Here is an 18866-nt window from a genome sequence, read left to right on the forward strand (position 1 = left end):
GCGGGGGCCTTTTGCTTTAAACCGCCCTCAGCGTTTCTCCTCGCGCAGATTAAATCTGTTTCACCGCCCAGCCTTTCTGTTTGCTGGTTTTGCCGATGCCCGGATTAAACGTGTTGGTGGGATCGAGTTGGCGATAAAACGACGCCAGCTGCGGTTTGGCCTGATAAAGATGACCGACATTGTGCTCTGCCGGATACTCCGCCCCACGCGCTTGCAATATCGCCAGCATTTTCTCTTTTAATGCGTGCGCATCTACCCCTTTTTTCACGATGTAATCCTGATGAAAAACGTGGCAAAAGAAGTGCCCGTAATAAAGGCTGTGGCTCAGCGACTGGGTGATCTCTGCGGGCAGCGTTTCAAACCAGTCACGATCGTTGCGGCGCAGTGCAATATCCAGCGCCAAAATCTCTTCGACTTCGTCAGCATGGACTGCGTGATAGCGCACCGCGGCTCCCGCTGCGGCAAAGCGATGCAGAAAGGCATGTGCGCCCTCTTTGCCTTCACATTCGAAGAATTCACCACCGCCTTCGCGGAAATAATCTTTTAGATATTCGCGCGCTTCCTGCACGCCGTCGCCAGACATTTTCAGCATGAGATGATGCGCATATTTATCGCGATACTGCTTCATGCGCTTGGGTAAATGCGCGGGGAACAGGCGGCTCAGACGCTGCAGCAGGCGATCGCTGAAGTGCGGTTTAACAAAAGAGAGTTTTGTCAGCCAGGCATCCACGCGGCCTTTTAATGTGAAAAACAGCGGCATTTTGTCGGTGCCGAGTTTGTCGATCATCAAAAAGGTGTCTTTGCCGTAAACTTCAGCGATGTCATAGATGTCACGGTGCATATATTCACCCGCTACCGGCAGGTTTTTAAAGTGCGCGAGCATGTGACGACGAATGTCGCTCAATACCGAGACATCATTGGTGCCGATGTAAAACACCTGCTGCTGCGGTTCGGTGGGAAAAGTATCAAGCCGCACGGCAAATACTGCCAGCTTGCCTGCACAACCCGAAGCTTCAAACAGCCGACGCGCGTCAGCGTTAAAGCGTGCCGGTGTATCGGCATCAACCTCACGAACTCGCTCAGCGTATTCATTATCTGATGCATGACGACCATCATGCTGAACATCGTTGGTCTGCCAGCGATCGTCATCGAGACGTCCTAAAATCTCTTCTGGCGAGGTGCCAAGATCGATGCCCAGATGGTTCACCAGCTTCAACTTGCCTTGTGCATCTCTCTGTGCAAACAGCGCCATTTCGCTGTATGCCGGGCCGCGTTTGATCAGCGAACCGCCGGAGTTATTACAGATTCCGCCCAATACGGATGCGCCAATGCAGGATGAACCGATGACTGAATGCGGCTCACGCCCCAGCGGTTTCAGCGCTTTTTCCAGTTGATACAGCGTGCTGCCCGGAAACGCTAAGATCTGTTTTCCCTCATCAATGAGCTGTAGCTTATCAAGCCGCAGCGTACTGATAATCACTACCGGACGATCGTAATCATTGCCTTGTGGGGTTGAACCTTCGGTCAAGCCGGTGTTGGCCGCTTGCATCAAGATGATCGCGTCGGCGTTCACCAGCGTTTGCAGCACTCGCCACAGCTCCAACAGCGTGCCGGGAAAGACCACCGCCAGCGCATCACCTTCGCCTGAGCGAAAGCCTTTACGGTAGCGTGCCGTCTGTGCTGCTTCAGTAAGCAGGTGAGAAGAGCCGACCAAACGGCGTAAATCTGCGAGTAGGGCGGAGGCGTTAATCATGGGCAATTCCCTTGTCTTATTCATGCGTCCTTACTGTAGCACGTCAACCGTGCAGGACCAGTGTGACAGCAGCGGCTACCTGCTATCCTCTTCTTGTGGCAAACTGCCGCCAGTTAATTCGATATTGCGCAGTCACTTAAGAGAACCCGACCTGATGAAATGGATTTACTCTGTTAGTCTCGCTGTCTCCCTCGCTATTCAACCCGCCTTAGCGGAGGAGCTGATTGGTAATCACCCGATGACGGAGCAGGCACGTGATGCCTTCGTCAACGATCTGCTTAAAAAAATGACGCTGGATGAGAAAATCGGTCAGCTACGTTTGATAAGCGTCGGCCCCGACAATCCGAAAGAAGTCATCCGCGAGATGATTCAAAAAAACCAGGTTGGCGCCATTTTCAATACGGTTACGCGCCAGGATATTCGCGCGATGCAGGATCAGGCGATGCAGCTCAGCCGCCTGAAAATTCCGTTGTTCTTCGCGTATGACGTGGTTCATGGTCAGCGCACCATTTTCCCCATTCCGCTGGGTTTAGCGGCCAGTTGGGATCTGGATGCAGTTGGCGATGTCGGACGCATTTCTGCCTATGAAGCCGCAGATGATGGTTTGAATATGACCTGGGCACCCATGGTTGATGTCAGCCGCGAACCGCGCTGGGGTCGCGTTTCGGAAGGCTTTGGCGAAGATACCTGGCTGACCTCTGAAATGGGTCGCAGCATGGTGCAGTCGATGCAAGGTAAAAACGCGGCAGATCGTTACTCCATCATGACCAGCGTGAAGCACTTCGCACTGTATGGCGCAGTAGAAGGCGGCCGTGATTACAACACCGTTGATATGAGTCCGCAGCGTATGTTCCAGGACTACCTGCCGCCTTATAAAGCTTCGCTAGATGCCGGCAGCGGTGGCGTGATGGTCTCGCTGAATTCCATCAATGGCGTACCGGCAACCGCTGATGGCTGGTTGCTGAAAGATCTGCTGCGCGGCGAATGGAAGTTCAAAGGCATTACCATCAGCGACCATGGCGCGATCAAAGAGCTGATCAAGCACGGTGTCGCCAGCGATCCGCAGGATGCAGTGCGCATTGCGCTGAAAGCGGGCGTCGACATGAGTATGAGCGACGAGTACTACAGCAAATATCTGCCGGGTTTGGTGAAAAGTGGCGCGGTCAGCATGGCGGAAATCGATGATGCTGCGCGTCATGTGTTGAACGTTAAATATGATATGGGGCTGTTTAACGATCCTTACAGCCATCTCGGTCCGAAAGAAAGCGATCCTCAGGACACCAACGCTGAAAGCCGTCTGCACCGTGCGGAAGCTCGCGATGTGGCGCGTAAGAGTATGGTGTTGTTGAAAAATCGCCTGGAAACCTTGCCGCTGAAAAAATCGGGCACGATTGCGCTGGTGGGGCCGCTCGCAGACAGCCAACGTGACATCATGGGCAGCTGGTCAGCCGCGGGCGTCGCGAAGCAATCCATTTCGCTGCTGCAAGGCATGCGCAATGCAACAGCGGGCAAAGCGACGCTGCTGTATGCCAAGGGTGCCAACATTTCTGACAATAAAGGCATTCAGGATTTCCTCAACCTCTACGAACCTGCGGTAACGGTCGATAAGCGCTCGCCGCAGGCGTTGATTGACGAAGCCGTCGAGAAAGCCAAACAGGCGGATGTGATTGTCGCAGCGGTAGGTGAAGCGCAGGGCATGGCGCATGAAGCGTCCAGCCGCAGCGATTTGGTGATTCCGCAAAGCCAACAGAACTTGCTGGCCGCGCTGAAAGCAACCGGTAAACCGCTGGTGATTGTCCTGATGAATGGTCGTCCGCTAACGGTAGTCAACGAAGATCACATGGCCGACGCGATGCTGGAAACGTGGTTTAGCGGCACTGAAGGCGGCAACGCAATCGCTGATGTGCTGTTCGGGGACTACAATCCTTCCGGTAAACTGCCCGCTTCGTTCCCGCGTTCGGTTGGACAGATACCCATTTACTACAATCACTTGCCAACGGGTCGTCCTTACAATCCGGAGAAGCCTAACAAGTACACTTCGCATTATTATGATGCGGTCAACGGCCCGCTGTACCCGTTTGGTTATGGCCTGAGTTACACCACCTTTACGGTGTCGCCGGTCAAGATGTCTTCGCGCACCATGCCGCGCAACGGCACCATCGACGCCAGCGTGACGGTGACCAACAGTGGCAAACGTGACGGCGCAACCGTGGTGCAGCTTTATCTAAATGATCCCGTGGCGACAATGAGTCGTCCGGTGCAGGAGTTGCGCGGCTTTAAGCGCATCATGCTGAAAGCGGGTGAATCGCAGACGGTGACGTTTAAGATTGACGTTGATGCACTGAAGTTCTGGAATCAGCAGATGCAGCATGTCGCTGAGCCAGGTAAATTCAATGTGATGATCGGGTTGGATTCTGTACGAACCCAGGATGCGCAGTTCGATTATTTGTAAGTCTGTTTCGTTTGTGCTGGCCGATCCTGGATTGTGCTGGCTGTCCTCCATCCCAGCCTTCCCCCGCTTGCGTAGGAAGGAGACGCTGCCACATGCAGGTAAAGCGCTGATACAGGTCAGTGTCTTCCTTCCCCATTTATGGGGAGCGCTGAGGTGGGGACAAACGACCTCGCCCTTAACAGGACCGAAGTGAGAGCAAACGACGCCTGACTCTGAGAAAACTCACTATGGTTAACATCCGATACCGCATCCAGCAGCAGGTTTTTCGCCTGAATGGTCTGGCGCTTAATGAATTCGATATTTCTCAACCGCCGGGTGATCCGGGCCTGTTTGGCCCCGACAGCGTAATCTGGCGCGTACACGGCGATTTCTCCTCAATGATGTGCGGTGGCATCAGTGCGCTGTTTTTGCAGATGTTACATCCGGCCGCGCTGGCGGGCGTATGGGATCATTCCAACTTTCGTGAAGATATGATGGGGCGCCTGCGCCGCACCAGCCAGTTCATTGCCGTCACCACTTTTGGTAATCAACACGACGCGCAATTTCTTATTGAGAAGGTAAAACGTATCCATCTCAGGGTCAGCGGCGTAGACAGCGAAGGAAAACCCTATGCCGCCAGCGATCCGCATCTGTTGACTTGGGTGCACGTCGCCGAAACCAGTCGCTTTCTGGCCGCCCATCTTCGCTATAAAAATCCGTCGCTAAGTCCAGCGGAACAAGATCGTTACTACGCCGAGGCGGCCATTGTCGCTGAAGCGCTGGGCGCAGAAAAAGTGCCAAAAAGTTGTGCAGATATAGAAGATTATCTGCAATCGATGCGCAGCGAATTGCGTTTCGATGCACGCACCGCAGACGTCACCCATACCTTGATGAATGCGCCCGCACCAAGCTGGCAGGCGAAACCGGTGATGAAAACCATGCTGAAAGCGGGTGTTGGGTTGATGCCGGATTGGGCGCAGGAGATGTCTGGTTATCGCATCGGGCATTGGCAGCAATCACTGCTTGATCGGCAGATCAACGTTATCTCTGCCGCACTGCGTTGGTCGATTCAGCGCGGCGCTTATCAGCGTGCCATGCAGCGTATGGGCAGAAATCCTCAAAGCTGAAATATTACCCAGGCTAACCGGTTAGAACGCTTTTTACGCAGCGGACACCGGGAAATTTGTGCTAATTGTCACCGGATCCTTTAGCGCCTTTTAACTCTTGAGCCCATCCTGTTTGCGGTGATAAGTACGCGGTGTTTTAGCCTCCCGGCGGAGTGTAATTTGTCGTAGCTGATAGTGATAAAACAGCATGCCTAATCCAAAGCCAGACAGCGCCAGCGGTGGCAGACTGTAATAAAGATCGGCAGGTAAAATCATTATAATGACCAAGCCTAACGCCATTAACGTAACAGCAATCATCACCCAGGTATGGCGATAATAGAGCCAGGCAAATATCGCCAAAATCACCGCCTCACGAAATCCAAAATCTAATGTGCCCAGCAACATGTTAACTCTCTCTGGCATTTATCCGCATCCGTTGACGATAGCACTGGCTTACTCGGTTCAATCGCGGAATAAACTGCATAAAGCGCGGTATATAACCTTAAGCCAAATTACGGGTTTGATCGGGGTAATCACCATTTCCAGTTTGCGTTAATCAGTTTGCTTAAACTGTGCTTTTCACACTTTGAGAGTTTTACCCTTGTCACATGTGGCGGCAGTCAGGATCCTGCTCTAATCTCGGGGAAAATGACTTCCTCCTGGTTTTGTCGAGGCTCTATGACGTACCAACCTCTGATTGCCGAAGTCCACAATCAGCAACGTACCCTGACGGCGATTGTCGAACAGGATGCGCGCACCGCTTACTTCTACATCTGGCCGACGGATCTGTTTCGTAGCCAATATGCGGTGCGTGGCTGCTGGTTGCGTAACCTTGAGCCCGCTCCCGCGTTAGAAGATCGCGAAGCGATGGAGCAGGGCATTGCGCCGCTGTTGAGCGCTGAATTCTGCCGCACGCTGGAAGCGGAGCCTGCCCTGGATCCCGCCGGGCTTCAGGTGCTGTGGGAACCCAGCGATGATGGTGCGGCGTTGTGGTATTACGGCCAACTGCTGGCGGTAATTCCGGGATGGAGCCTGTATCAGGATAAGCAAGTGAGCTTTTCTGCGGGCTGCATCAAAAAGAATCGGTTAACCGCGCCGCTGGGTTCCGCCTCTACCAATGAATACTACGCACGTGCTGAGCAGCAGCGCCAATTCTGGCGCGAATGGCATGACGGCAGCGAATGGGACCGGGTACAAAAAGAATTGATGGTGAGTTACCAGGCGCAGTTTGGCGAATCGGTAAAATATTACGCCATCGATCAGGGTAGCTGGCCGCCTATGGCGATTTCGCAGCACTGGCACAAAGGCATTTGGTATTTCCTGACGCTGGGTATGAGCATTCGTCCTATGCCGCAGGTGGATTACTTGTTTGACGAGTTAGCCCCGCAGTATCGCCGCATCGAACTGGCGATGGCGGTGGATGGCGAAGTGATGACCGAAAGCAATGCGGTGCAGATGGCCAGTGCGCTGGCGGAGTTCGTTCATCTGCCGTGGGCGCGCCTGACCTGGCTTGGCGAAGGTCATACGCTGGCATCAGAAGTTGCGCCGGTGGGCTTTGAGAGCTTCCTGCTGGCTAATGAGCTGGCCGAAGACAAAGCGCAGTTTAAATTGCCGAAGCGCGATGATGACCGACCCAAACTGTTGTGGGCCACGCCGGTAACAGAAGCGGAGCGTATATTTGCTCAGGCGGATGAACAGGGCGGTCAGCGGCTGCGAGAGCTATTAACCGCGCAGGGCAGCAATCATATTTTCCGACCCCGACAGCAAGTGGTTGATTCACCCGAGTAACCTTCAGCTCTTATCCCGGCTCTTTCGTCTGCACGCGGAGCAGAGCCGGTGGTTTTTTTTATCGCGCCTGCTAACTAAATCCTTACCCTTATCAACTATTTCGTCAATCTGTGATCTCGCCCACCTCAAGTTCCTCACGGCCGCGCCGTTAAACCGGATCAGGCAATTGCGCCGCACCAGGCTCGAGGGAACAAAGATGTTTAAAACAACCCAATCCCGCTTCACCGCAACACTCATCGCATTCTTTATTTTATTGATGCTGATTACCGTATTGGTGATCAACCAGTTTGTCGCACCACAGCTCATTCATAACGAAAGCCGTCTGGTGCGTTATCAGGTTGATTCGCTTGCCAGCGGCATCGTAGAGCAGATGAACCGCGTACAGGCACAGCAACGCGCCATCACTGAAGCGGCATCGGTGATGGAAAGCGCCACCATCGATACGCTGCTGCCGACGTTAGTGAACCAATATCAGGACAGCAACGTATTTGGCGGCGGCATCTGGCCGTTGCCTAATCGTCGTGATGCTGACAAAGAGAAAAACAGCAGCTTTTTCGCCCGTAATGCCAGTAATCAACTGCAGGTAAACACCTACTGGAACTCTGACGCTGCCGACAAATATTGGGAGCAGTCTTGGTACAAGGATGGCTTAGCAGCGGCAAAAGGGCAGTGCGCTTGGGCAAAAGCGTACCAGGATGCTGCCAGCCCGCAGCCGCGTACCAACTGTGCCATGGCCATTTATCGTGATGGCAACGTTTGGGGGGTCGCAACCATTGACGTGACGCTCGGCTTCTTCAATCAACTGGCAAAACAGATGGGTGAAGCCATTCAGGGCAACGTGCTGATTGTGGAAGCTGATGGCAAGGTGGTCGGCAACGCCGCGCTGGTTGATGCCACACCGAAGCTTGAGAATCTGGCTGACCTGCAATCGCCGATGGCGGCACCGTTGAAAGCATTGCTGGCAGGTGCAGGCACACAGCCCGCTGAGTCAACATTCGACAGTGATGAGGGCGAGCAAACGCTGTTCTTGCAGGCGATCCCTAACAGTCCGTGGTATCTCGCCAGCAGCGTGCCCACCAGTTTGCTAAAAGCGCAATCCCACAACATGTTGACGCGCCTGGGCTTAGTGCAGATCCCGCTGGCAGTGATTCTGCTGCTGGTGTTACTGGGTTTCGTGCGTACCATGATGAAACGCCTCAACGTGCTTAATAGCAATATTGAAGCGTTATCAATGGGCGGCGCGGATTTAACCCAGCGTTTGCCTGCCAGCAATAGCCCAGAATTCAATGCGGTAGCGCAAAGCTTTAACCAGTTTATTAGCTACCTGCAAGGCCTGATGCGTCAGGTTGGAGAAAGCGCATTGGCGATCACCGCCGCCTCACGTGAAATTGCCAGTGGCAATGCCAACTTATCGTCACGTACCGAAGATCAGGCCAGTTCGATTGTTGAAACGGCGGCATCAATGGAGCAGCTGACGGGCACGGTGCGACAGAACGCGGATAACGCAACCCATGCTAACCAGCTGGCGGATGGCGCGTCACAAGTGGCAGCACGCGGCACCGACGTGGTGCGGCAGGTGGTGACCACCATGGGCGAAATTCACCATTCATCGCGCAAAGTGGTGGATATCATCAGCGTTATCGACAGCATCGCGTTTCAAACTAACATCCTGGCCTTGAACGCAGCGGTGGAAGCTGCACGTGCTGGCGAGCAGGGGCGCGGATTTGCGGTGGTGGCATCGGAGGTGCGCAATCTGGCACAGCGCTCGGCTAATTCCGCGCGTGAAATCAAAAAGCTGATTGAGGAGTCAGTAGCCAACATCGATGCGGGTAGTCAGCTGGTGGAACAGGCCGGTAACACCATGGATGAGCTGATGCAGGGCGTGAGCAGCGTGACCACCTTAATGAGTGAAATCATGTCAGCCAGCCGTGAGCAGAGCATGGGCATTGAGCAGGTCAATATTGCCATTACGCAGCTTGATGGCACCACGCAGCAAAATGCCGTGCTGGTTGAACAAGTCTCTGCCGCCGCGCAGGCTATGGAAGTGCAAAGCGTGCAGCTGGAATTGGTGGTTCAAAGCTTCAAATTGTAAATTTTCACTGGGCCAGCGCGGCTGGCCCAATTTTTTTCCTCGCTCGAAACCCTTGTCTGACATGGCCTGACGGCAAATAGCACGATTTTATGCGCTCCATATGCCAAATCCTGTGCCAAAATAGTTAGGAATAAGCTCAAGGAACCGACATGTCTGCTATTGAAGTTATCCTCGTCGACCATCTTGATCGTCCCACCGGCAAAATGGAAAAGCTGGAAGTGCATGAGAAAGGATTATTGCACCGTGCGGTGACGGTTTACGTCTTCAATTCCCGACAGGAATTGCTGTTACAACGTCGCGCCAGCGAAAAATATCACTGCGGCGGATTATGGAGCAACACCTGTTGCGGCCATCCGTATCCGCATGAATCCACCCAGGATGCGGCCGAACGTCGCCTGCGTGAAGAGATGGGCATGAACGTCTCACTGACGCCGATGTTTGAGCTGAGCTACAACCTGCCGCTGAGTAACGGTTTGACCGAACATGAATATGGTCACGTATTTTTTGCCGTTTGCGATGCATTGCCGCACCTCAACCCGGAAGAAGCGGATGCGTTTGAATACCGTCCAATGGAAAAGATTCAGCAACAGATGGAGCAAAATCCCCAGCAGTTTACGCCGTGGTTTCTTTACACCTTTCCGCGTATTCCTGCCTATATCGACGCTTTTTCTTTCCCTGCATAAATCAAGAATGGCATAAAAAAAGCCGCACCTTTTAGGGTGCGGCTTGTGTCTTAGCGATTAAAATCTTCCGCATCAACGTCGTAGCCCGAGGGTTCCCAGCGAATCGCCAGCAGCGCCAGCAAACCCGCCAGCGGAGCGAGAAAGATGACCCAGAAAACCCCGGTGCCCAGCGCAGCGACCAACACCGGGAAAAGGAACAGCGAAACGGTTGAGCTGCCGCGCATCAGCGTCTGGTTAAAGCCCACGCCAACGCCGCGCAGCGAAGTCGGGTAACTCAGCGAGGCATACGTCATGGTGTGCGAACCGGGACCAAAACCCTGACCAAACAGGAACAGCGCCAGCATCGCGATCGCTAATGCGGCTTCTTGCCCGCCTTCCGGGCGACCAATCAAGGCCAGTCCTAACAGTGCAATACATTGACAGGCATATCCCGCCACCGACATCTTCCACGCCCCCAGACGCGGCACCAGCCGTACCGCAAGGATCCCGCCGACAAAGGCAAACAGCAGGTTCAGCGCCAGCGACACCAAAATGGTGGTGAGCATCGATTGCGCCAGGAAGCTGGAAATGATCACCGGTAAACCAAACGCCACGGCATTGTAAGCAAACGCTGAGGCGATCGAGGTTATGGTCGCCAACACCGTGCGGCGCAGGTAAACGCCCTGCAACAGCGCGCCATAATTACGCCAGCTGGCGCGACGTGCCGGTTTTTCTGGCGTCAGCGGCGCATCTTTTGCGACCTGCGCATTAATATTCCACGCGCTGCGCAGAATATTAGCGGCTCCCTGTAAATCGCCCTGGTTCGCTGCCCATACCGGCGATTCGCTCATGTAGCGGCTGCGAATCAGGATTATCAAAATAGCCGGTACCGCACCAAAGCCTAAAATCAAACGCCATAACCAGTCCGAATGGCTTTCTGGCAGCACCGCATACAGCAGCAGCACCAGCAGATAGGAAATGCTAATGGCGGCATACCAGGTCGGGCACCACATGGCTACGGAAGCGGCTTTGTTGCCTTTACCGCGCAGTTTCGAGAACTCCGCTAAAAACGCCATCGCCACCGGTAAATCAATACCGACGCCAAGCCCCATCACAAAGCGGGCACCGCCCAGCACGTACTCATTTGGCGCAAACGCACAGGCCAAAGCCGCGACCACAAAGAAAAACATATCGGCCATGAAAACCCGATAGCGACCGATTTTATCGGTGAGATAGCCGCCAATCAGCGCACCAACGATGGCACCGAAGGTGATAGCAGAAGCCACCATGCCGGTGCCGGTTGGCGTCAGGTTAAATTCACGTGCGACATCTTTGATACCGAACGCCAGTGCACCGAGGTCATACGCGTCAAGAAACACGCCGCCAAGCGCAATAGCGACCACAATCCTCGCATTGTTGCGGGCGTTATCGCTATGGTTTATTAGATTAGAAACGTCTGACGCGCTGCGGATCCATTGCGTTTCGCCCGTAGGCGCACTCCCTGCCGTTGCCACATGGGCTGAAGATGTTAATTCGGACATGATGTTGTCTGTTTTTTTATAAAAATGGTAATTGAGAATAATGTCTGGACGTCTAGACGTAAATTCTATTTAGTTATAGATGATAAGCTAACAATCTCGAATTGTTATTAGGATGCGCTAAAGTAGGTCGCGTATTGGCAATGCCAGGCTACGCTTTTAATGCACATCGCTATCAACAAAAAACAGAGAAGGAATGCGTCATGGCTAAGTTTCGGGGAATCGTGGGGATGGGCGCATTGCTGCTCAGCCTGGGCGTTGCGCAGGCTGCCGATCCGGTACGCGTGGGGTCGAAAATTGATACGGAGGGTTCACTGCTCGGCAATGTCATTTTGCAGGTGCTGGAGAAGCACGGTGTGAAAACGGTGAATAAAATTCAGTTGGGCACCACGCAGGTGGTGCGCGGCGCGATTACCGCCGGTGAGCTAGATATCTACCCGGAATACACGGGCAACGGCGCCTTCTTCTTTAACGATGAAAAAGACAGTGCATGGAAAAATGCTCAGCAGGGCTACGAGAAAGTGAAAAAGCTGGATGCAGACAAAAATCATCTGGTTTGGCTCACACCCGCGCCCGCTAATAACACCTGGACGATCGCGGTACGCAAAGATCTCGCGGACAAAAATCAGCTTAAATCACTGGATGATCTCAGCGCATATTTGAAAAAGGGCGGCACCTTCAAGCTGGCAGCCTCGGCGGAATTTATTGAGCGCAGCGATGCGTTACCGGCGTTTGAAAAAACCTATGGCTTCGATCTGAAACAAGATCAGCTGTTGTCCCTGGCGGGCGGTGATACGGCTGTCACCATCAGTGCAGCGGCGCAGCAAACTTCCGGGGTTAATGCGGCAATGGCTTATGGCACCGATGGTCCCGTTGCGGCCCTGGGTTTGCAAACGTTAAGCGACCCGAAAGGCGTCCAGCCGATCTATGCGCCTACGCCAGTGATTCGCGAGTCAGTGTTGAAAGCTTACCCGGAGATCGGCAACTGGCTGAAACCGGTATTTAGTGCGCTGGATGAGAAAACGTTGCAGCAGCTGAATGCCAAAATTGCTGTCGATGGGCAGGATGCCAGCAGCGTAGCCACTCAATGGCTGCAACAGAAAAAGCTCTTGTAACCATGCTGTTATCGCGGGATGCGATAATCCGCCCACGCCATTCTCCGGTTGCGCTGCTGCTGGTGGTAGTGATTATCATCAGCTTAGTGAGCCTGCCTTTTCTCAAATACGCCGCCAATCGCCTGGTTGGCGGGCAACCTTTGATGCTGTGGCAGATTAAAGATGCGGCGATGTTGTTGCCGCCGCTGGCGCTGCTGCTGGGGCTGCTGTGGTGTAAGTCGTCGCGCACAACGTTATTGCTATCATTGCTCGCCAGTGAAGTGCTCCTGGCGGGAATGATCTGGCTCAGCGGCCATCAGGCGACGCTGCTGGCGGATCAAGGTAGCCCGCTGGCGCGAACCAGTTTTGGCAGCGGCATGTGGTGCGCCAGTGGATTAACGCTATTACTGATGACGGATGTAATACGCCGCGTAACCCGCCATCGATTTGCGCAGCTGCTGCTGAATCTTCAAGTATGGATCATTCCACTCTTGCTGCTGTTTAGCGGCACGCTTGAGCACCTGTCATTACTTAAAGAGTATGCCAATCGGCAGGCCGTTTTTGATGCAGCTCTAACGCGACATTTGCTGCTGCTGGGCGGCACCGTGCTGCCAGCGCTGCTGATTGCGCTGCCGCTTGGTGTGGCGCTTTATCGTCGGGCTCACTGGCAAAGCAGCGTATTCAGCGTGCTCAACGTGATTCAAACCGTGCCTTCGGTGGCGCTGTTTGGGCTACTGATCGCGCCGTTAGCCGGTCTGGCTAATCGTTTTCCGTGGCTGGGCGAGTGGGGCATCAGCGGTATTGGTATGGCACCCGCATTGATCGCGCTGGTGCTGTATGCCTTGCTGCCGCTGGTTCGCAGCGTGGTAGTGGGTTTGCAGCAGGTGCCGCATGAGGTGCGTGAAAGTGCGCGCGGAATGGGAATGGGCGAACGCCAACAATTTTTTGCCGTTGACGTGCCGCTGGCGCTGCCGGTGTGGTTGGCGGGACTGCGTGTGGTGGTGGTGCAAACTTTAGGGATGGCGGTGGTGGCCGCGTTGATTGGCGCAGGCGGGTTCGGTGCCATTATTTTTCAGGGCCTGCTGAGTAGTGCGCTGGATTTGGTGCTGCTGGGTGTTATTCCTGTGATTGCGCTGGCGGTGGTGATTGATGCGCTGTTCCGGCTGCTGATCTCTCTGCTGGAGAAAAAAGATGATTCAGTTTGATGGCGTGACCAAGTATTTCGCCGGAAAAGCGGCAGTAAAAAATCTGTCGCTAACGGTGGGGAAGGGTGAATTCAGCGTGCTGCTGGGCACCTCAGGTTCAGGCAAATCCACCACCTTAAAAATGATTAACCGCTTGATTGAGGCAGATGAGGGCGAAATTCGTTTTGCCGGTGAAGCGATTCGTCAAATGGAGGCGCGCACTTTACGTCGCCGCATGGGCTACGCCATTCAGTCCATCGGCCTGTTTCCCCACTGGACGGTGGAGAAAAACATCGCCACGGTACCCGTCTTGTTAGGCTGGTCAAAGGTGCGAGTAAGCGAGCGGGTCGAGGAGTTGTTCTCGCTGCTGAGCCTTGATCGACAACTGCTAAAGCGTTATCCACATCAGCTTTCTGGCGGGCAGCAGCAGCGCGTTGGCGTGGCACGCGCGTTGGCGGCCGATCCAGAAGTGCTGCTGATGGATGAACCTTTCGGGGCACTTGATCCGGTCACGCGCGGGGCACTGCAACAGGAAATGTTGCGTATCCATCGCTTATCGGGCCGAACCATTGTGCTAGTGACGCATGATATCGACGAAGCGCTGACCCTGGCCGATAACATTGTGTTAATGGATGAGGGCGAAATCGTGCAACAGGGCAAGCCGGCCGAACTGCTGACTCAGCCCAAAAATGAGTTTGTGCGTAATTTCTTTGGCCGCAGTGAAATGGGCGTGCGGTTACTGGCGCTGGGACAAGCGGGGAATGCGGCACGGCGCGGTGAATGGCTGGAAGGCGAACCGATTGCCGCTGCGCTGACGCTGCGTGAAGCACTGTCGCAGTTTATCACCCGCCGTACCGACAAATTGCCGGTGGTGGACGATCGGCAACAACCGATTGGCGTACTTCACTTCAATGATTTGCTTAATCTGCGCGAGCTTAATCTCCGTGAGGGCGTGCAATGCGCTGGTTAAAAGATCCGTTACTGTGGTTGGTTATCCTTTATCTTGCGCTGCTCAGCGCCATGCCTTACAGCGCGCCGCTGTTTGCCCACTGGTTTCCTGAGCTGGCGCGTCCGCTTTATCAGCAGGACAGCTTTTGGCAGTTGACGCTGGCGCACCTTTTTTTAGTGGTGACGGCCAGTTTGCTGGCGATAGTGATCGGCGTGGGAAGTGGGGTAGCGGTGACGCGTCGCAGCGGGCGCGCTTTTCGTCCCTTGATTGAGACAATTGTTGCCGCTGGACAAACTGTTCCACCGGTGGCGGTATTAGCCATTGCGGTGCCGGTAATGGGATTCGGCGCCTGGCCTGCGATCGTCGCGTTGCTGTTATATGGGCTGTTGCCCATTTTGCAGGGCACGTTAGCGGGTATTGATAGCGTACCCGCCAGCAGTCGCGAAATTGCGCGAGGCGTCGGCATGAACGCATGGCAGCGTTTATGGCAGGTTGAGTTAGCGCTGGCTGCGCCAGTGATCATCGCCGGTATTCGTACCTCGGTGATCATTAATATAGGTACCGCCGCGATTGCCTCAACCGTGGGCGCAAAAAGCCTGGGTTCGCCGGTGATTATCGGTTTGAGCGGCTTTAATACCGCCTACGTTATTCAGGGAGCCTTGCTGGTGGCGCTGTTAGCGATTGTCAGCGATCGCCTGTTTGAGCGCTTGCAGCGTTGGTTTAGTTTGAATGAACGATAAGGCTATAACCCACCAGCATCATGCCGCCCGTGCCGCCAACAGCCATGATGAAAAACAGAGTTGCGAAGAAGATTTTTTGCCAGTTCATGAAGAAACCTGAGTGGATGACGTGGAGCGGGGGATAATAGCGCGCGCGAGGCAGGAGGCAAAGTGCCCAGCGTGCGTTTTTGTTATCAAGGCGTTTCGTGCAGATGAACGGTATAACCTTGCTCTTTCCAGTGTTCCATCTGTTCCTGCTGGCGACGCGTCAGCTTTTTACCGGTCCAGACAAACATATTCATGCCTGGAAACAACTCTGGGCGCGGCAGATCAAGTGGTTCAGCCAAGACATCGATACGCCAGCCATGTTGCGAAAGACGCCAGCCTTCCAGCCAAATCCGGGTACGATCATCAGTGCCCCAGCCAATAATCAATGCATCTTTACCGGCTTTCTTGCGGCTTGCCGTGAGGCAGAAAGCCACGTAATCGATCAATATGCCATCAAGCAGACTGCACATGGTGCGCGCCGTGTTTTGATCCAGTCCGAGCTTCTGTCTTACCGGCATGAAAACATGATCGATAAGGGCATCAACGGGATGTTCACGACCAATTGTCGCGATTTTATTGCGTAATTTAGAGGGGCGAACGTGACGTAAAACGCTAATCAATTCGTCTTGTAGGGCGGTCCAGCCATCATGCGCATCAACGTCACCGCCTTCCAGCAACGCTTTGACTTTCCCAACCGGCACGCCACTTTCTATCCAGCGTTTGATCTCTTCAATGCGATTAACATCGACGTCGTCGAACTGGCGATGTCCACCTTCAGAGCGTTGTGGCTTTAATAAGCCGTAGCGTCTTTGCCATGCGCGCAAAGTTACCGGGTTTATCCCACAGCGTTCGGCCACATCACCGATACTGTATAAGGTCATACTTTCCTCTTCATGCTGACCTGAGTCGAAACACCATAACCAGGCAAGCTAAGTTGTACAATACTTTTTTGCCTGTACAACTTGCCGGCGGGCTTATTTTGTTTGTATTCTCACTTATGAGAATAATTTCCCAAAAGTGAGACATAATCATGCAGATTCAAGATACCGAACAACGCTTAGCTGCGCGTCTTGCAGAGCTTCGACTGCAACGCGGCTGGTCGCTGGATGAACTTTCAATCGCAACCGGAATCAGTCGCGCTTCATTATCGCGTATTGAACGCAGCGAGACCAGCCCAACAGCCGCGCTCCTTAATCGCCTCTGCGTGGCTTATGGATTAACCATGTCACGCTTGTTAAGCGAAGTAGAAGAGGGCGTAGACTTACTGCTTACGCGTGACCAGCAGCCGGTCTGGCAAGATGAAACCAGCGGGTTTCACCGCCGTAACGTTTCACCCCCTGCCACTCATTTTAGATGCGAATTGGTTGAGGGCAAGTTACGTCCCGGCGCGCGTATCGATTATGACGCGCCGCCACTGCACGGCATGGAGCAACATATCTGGCTACGTGAAGGCGAACTCACTGTCAGCATGGATTCGCAGCAGTGGACGATGAAAGCGGGTGACAGTTTACGTTTTCACTTAACAGGAAAATCCTCTTTCGCTGCACATCTGACAGAAGGTGCGCGCTATTTACTGGTGGTGTGCAAACCATGATCAATTATGAGCCGCTTAATGCGAGGCAGGCGCAACAGGTTTTGCCGCAGTTATGTGATGTTCTACAGGCGTGCGTGGTTGAGGGGGCCAGCATTGGTTTTGTGAATGCCGACGATCGGGAAGTCATAACGCAGTTTTGGCAGAATAAAATACGTAGCCTCGCCAGCGGCGAGTGTGAGCTGCTGGTCGCGCGTCAGCATGGCGTGGTGGCAGGCACCGTGATGGTGAATTACAGCAGCATGCCGAACAGCCGCCATCGTGCTGAAATCAGTAAACTGCTGGTGCGGCCGCAGGCTCGGCGTCAGGGCATTGCGCGTCAATTAATGCAACAGGCTGAGCAGCGTGCCCGCGAGCAAGATAAAGTATTACTGGTGCTGGATACGCGCAGCGGTGATGTTGCCAGCGATCTCTACCTTTCGCTTGGTTGGCAGATTGCTGGGTCGATTCCGTTTTATGCAGAATCAACAGCGGGAATATTGGATGCCACAACGGTGATGTTTAAAGTGTTAAAAAAAGTTTAGCGCGATTAGTGTGTTACACAGCTTGTCACCGAACGATGTTGTAAAGCGGGGTAACCGTTACGGCCAGCAAAACGCGTTATGCCCGATTTACCGCAGTAAGCCGGGCATAAAGTACAAGATTAAACCTGCTCTGCTAACGTCTCTACTCGCTGAATAGCGGCCAGCAGACGCGCTTCATTCACCGGTTCCGCCATCATGGCCATGTCTGGTGCGTGTACCGATTCTTTGATTATTAATGCCCGTTCGGTGTCGTCCAGTGAGGCAATGGCTTGTAACGTCAGCGGGACGCCGCAATCGCGTGCGAGCCGCATCTCATTCAGCAGTTCCGCGTCGGGGCGATTTTCCAGCGCCAGCAGGCAGAGATTACCGAAACCAACCAGCAGCCCATGACCAAACTCACGGGTTTTATCACAGAAGGTAAAACCTTCATAAATCGCATGGGCCGCAGCGGCATGCGAGCCATTACTCATCAGCGACGTTAAGCCTGCCCAGGTAAAAATCGCATCCAAAACCTGATCTAACGCCGCGCTACTTTCGCCATTTAACACGGCCTGATAGGCATTCGGGCCTTGCTCTGCAATGACGTCGTAACAGATTTTGCTGTGTGCCAGTGAAGAGCGCGCATTGCCATCACGGGCGGGATGGCGTTGGCTGACCGCCCGAAACTCATACCATTTTGCCAGCGTGTCGCCCAATCCAGCAGCTAACCAGCGCGCCGGCGCTTTTGCCAGTAACTCACTGTCGATTAACACCGCAGCAGGCGCTTGTGGTAAGGGAAAGATATCGAAAAAATTGCCGTTGTCGTCATAGCGAATCGCTAACGGCGTGACCGCTGAACAGGTTGCGGCGATAGTGGGAATTGTCACCAGCGGCAGCCCGATTTGCGCCGCCACCGCTTTGCAGGTATCCAGCGACTTACCGCCACCCACACCGATAATCACCTCTGCTGCTAATTCCGTTGCCAATGCGGCTAAGCGATCAATGTGCGTTAGCGAGGTTTCTCCGCCGAACCACTCTTGCGCCAGCAGCGTTACGCCAGCGGCCTGCAACTGTTCACGTACCGGCGTTTCAACTGCTCGCAAAGCTTGATGACCACCAATCAGCACGGCTCGCTGCCCCAGGCTGGCGCACAGGCCGCCAAGCTGATTTAACACGCCTGCACCACGCAGTACGCGAGCGGGAAAGACAAGGTTCATTTCATGCATTCTGTTTTTCCAGATCACCGAGGCCGGGCAGATCGCACAGCATCTCAAAAAAATAGTGTTTATCTGCGGCGAAGTCATGCCGCTGATATCGCAGGGCAAAGCAGGCATCGACTACAGCAAAAGTCGGCGTGATAATCAATCTGATCTGCCGCGACAATTGGCCATAATATTTTATTTTTTAC

The 18866-nt window shown here is 54.0% G+C and carries 16 protein-coding genes; 11 read left to right on the top strand and 5 right to left on the bottom strand.

The genetic code is table 11. From position 1 onward, the window contains the following. Nucleotides 1-49: 49 nt before the first annotated feature. Nucleotides 50-1753 (bottom strand): D-lactate dehydrogenase, encoded by a 1704-nt coding sequence (dld, locus tag ACF2G4_RS01990; protein ID WP_243078292.1) that lies wholly within the window; start codon nt 1751-1753, stop codon nt 50-52. Nucleotides 1754-1907: 154 nt separating this feature from the next. Here dld and bglX point away from each other — a divergent pair, with 154 nt between their 5' ends. Next, a complete protein-coding gene (gene bglX / locus ACF2G4_RS01995) occupies nt 1908-4205 on the top strand; it encodes a beta-glucosidase BglX (protein ID WP_215848316.1) in 2298 nt (765 codons plus the stop codon). 227 nt (nt 4206-4432) lie between these two features. Next, nucleotides 4433-5311, top strand: coding sequence for an oxygenase MpaB family protein (locus tag ACF2G4_RS02000; RefSeq protein WP_409075427.1), 879 nt, complete (start codon nt 4433-4435; stop codon nt 5309-5311). A 90-nt stretch (nt 5312-5401) separates the two neighbouring features. On the opposite strand, the gene ACF2G4_RS02005 is transcribed toward ACF2G4_RS02000, so the two are convergent. Next, nucleotides 5402-5713: a hypothetical protein gene (locus tag ACF2G4_RS02005; RefSeq protein ID WP_252515295.1), complete on the bottom strand. Its 312-nt coding sequence runs from the start codon at nt 5711-5713 to the stop codon at nt 5402-5404. 255 nt (nt 5714-5968) lie between these two features. On the opposite strand from ACF2G4_RS02005, the gene ACF2G4_RS02010 reads away from it, so the two are divergent. The 3 genes from ACF2G4_RS02010 (at nt 5969) to idi (ending at nt 9853) form a co-directional block, all read left to right on the top strand. Continuing rightward, nucleotides 5969-7078: a suppressor of fused domain protein gene (locus tag ACF2G4_RS02010; RefSeq protein WP_243078289.1), complete on the top strand. Its 1110-nt coding sequence runs from the start codon at nt 5969-5971 to the stop codon at nt 7076-7078. A 196-nt stretch (nt 7079-7274) separates the two neighbouring features. Further along, nucleotides 7275-9170 carry a methyl-accepting chemotaxis protein gene (locus tag ACF2G4_RS02015; RefSeq protein ID WP_243078288.1) on the top strand — a complete coding sequence of 632 codons (1896 nt, stop codon included), beginning with the start codon at nt 7275-7277 and terminating at the stop codon, nt 9168-9170. A 149-nt stretch (nt 9171-9319) separates the two neighbouring features. Then, a complete protein-coding gene (idi, locus tag ACF2G4_RS02020) occupies nt 9320-9853 on the top strand; it encodes an isopentenyl-diphosphate Delta-isomerase (RefSeq protein WP_215847264.1) in 534 nt (177 codons plus the stop codon). Nucleotides 9854-9903: 50 nt separating this feature from the next. Here the strand turns inward: idi and ACF2G4_RS02025 are convergent, their stop codons facing one another. Next, nucleotides 9904-11373 (bottom strand): MFS transporter, encoded by a 1470-nt coding sequence (locus tag ACF2G4_RS02025; protein WP_215847263.1) that lies wholly within the window; start codon nt 11371-11373, stop codon nt 9904-9906. Nucleotides 11374-11573: 200 nt separating this feature from the next. Between ACF2G4_RS02025 and ACF2G4_RS02030 the strand changes: the two genes are divergently transcribed. The 4 genes from ACF2G4_RS02030 to ACF2G4_RS02045 are packed head-to-tail and all read left to right on the top strand — an operon-like array spanning nt 11574 to nt 15337. Then, entirely contained in the window at nt 11574-12485 is a 912-nt protein-coding gene (locus ACF2G4_RS02030; RefSeq protein WP_215847262.1) for an ABC transporter substrate-binding protein, read from the top strand. 2 nt (nt 12486-12487) lie between these two features. Next, entirely contained in the window at nt 12488-13669 is a 1182-nt protein-coding gene (locus ACF2G4_RS02035) for an ABC transporter permease (RefSeq protein ID WP_409075932.1), read from the top strand. Beyond that, nucleotides 13656-14618, top strand: a complete 963-nt coding sequence (locus tag ACF2G4_RS02040; protein ID WP_409075428.1) for an ABC transporter ATP-binding protein — start codon at nt 13656-13658, stop codon at nt 14616-14618. Before ACF2G4_RS02035 ends, ACF2G4_RS02040 begins: the two co-directional genes overlap by 14 nt. Beyond that, nucleotides 14606-15337, top strand: a complete 732-nt coding sequence (locus ACF2G4_RS02045; RefSeq protein WP_243078287.1) for an ABC transporter permease — start codon at nt 14606-14608, stop codon at nt 15335-15337. Before ACF2G4_RS02040 ends, ACF2G4_RS02045 begins: the two co-directional genes overlap by 13 nt. Before the next feature lie 173 nt (nt 15338-15510). Here ACF2G4_RS02045 and ACF2G4_RS02050 read toward each other — a convergent pair whose 3' ends face one another. After that, complete coding sequence (locus ACF2G4_RS02050; RefSeq protein ID WP_215847261.1) at nt 15511-16245, bottom strand: MerR family transcriptional regulator; 735 nt, start codon at nt 16243-16245, stop codon at nt 15511-15513. Between the two features lie 149 nt (nt 16246-16394). Here ACF2G4_RS02050 and ACF2G4_RS02055 point away from each other — a divergent pair, with 149 nt between their 5' ends. Beyond that, nucleotides 16395-16958 carry an XRE family transcriptional regulator gene (locus ACF2G4_RS02055; RefSeq protein ID WP_243078285.1) on the top strand — a complete coding sequence of 188 codons (564 nt, stop codon included), beginning with the start codon at nt 16395-16397 and terminating at the stop codon, nt 16956-16958. Continuing rightward, nucleotides 16955-17479 (top strand): GNAT family N-acetyltransferase, encoded by a 525-nt coding sequence (locus tag ACF2G4_RS02060; protein WP_409075429.1) that lies wholly within the window; start codon nt 16955-16957, stop codon nt 17477-17479. The genes ACF2G4_RS02055 and ACF2G4_RS02060 overlap by 4 nt, the downstream gene beginning before the upstream one ends. 119 nt (nt 17480-17598) lie before the next feature. On the opposite strand, the gene ACF2G4_RS02065 is transcribed toward ACF2G4_RS02060, so the two are convergent. Beyond that, nucleotides 17599-18684 carry an iron-containing alcohol dehydrogenase family protein gene (locus ACF2G4_RS02065; protein ID WP_409075430.1) on the bottom strand — a complete coding sequence of 362 codons (1086 nt, stop codon included), beginning with the start codon at nt 18682-18684 and terminating at the stop codon, nt 17599-17601. Nucleotides 18685-18866: the final 182 nt, after the last annotated feature.

Origin of the sequence: Pantoea phytostimulans, from assembly GCF_046118715.1 — a bacterium.
Taxonomy (GTDB): domain Bacteria; phylum Pseudomonadota; class Gammaproteobacteria; order Enterobacterales; family Enterobacteriaceae; genus Pantoea; species Pantoea phytostimulans.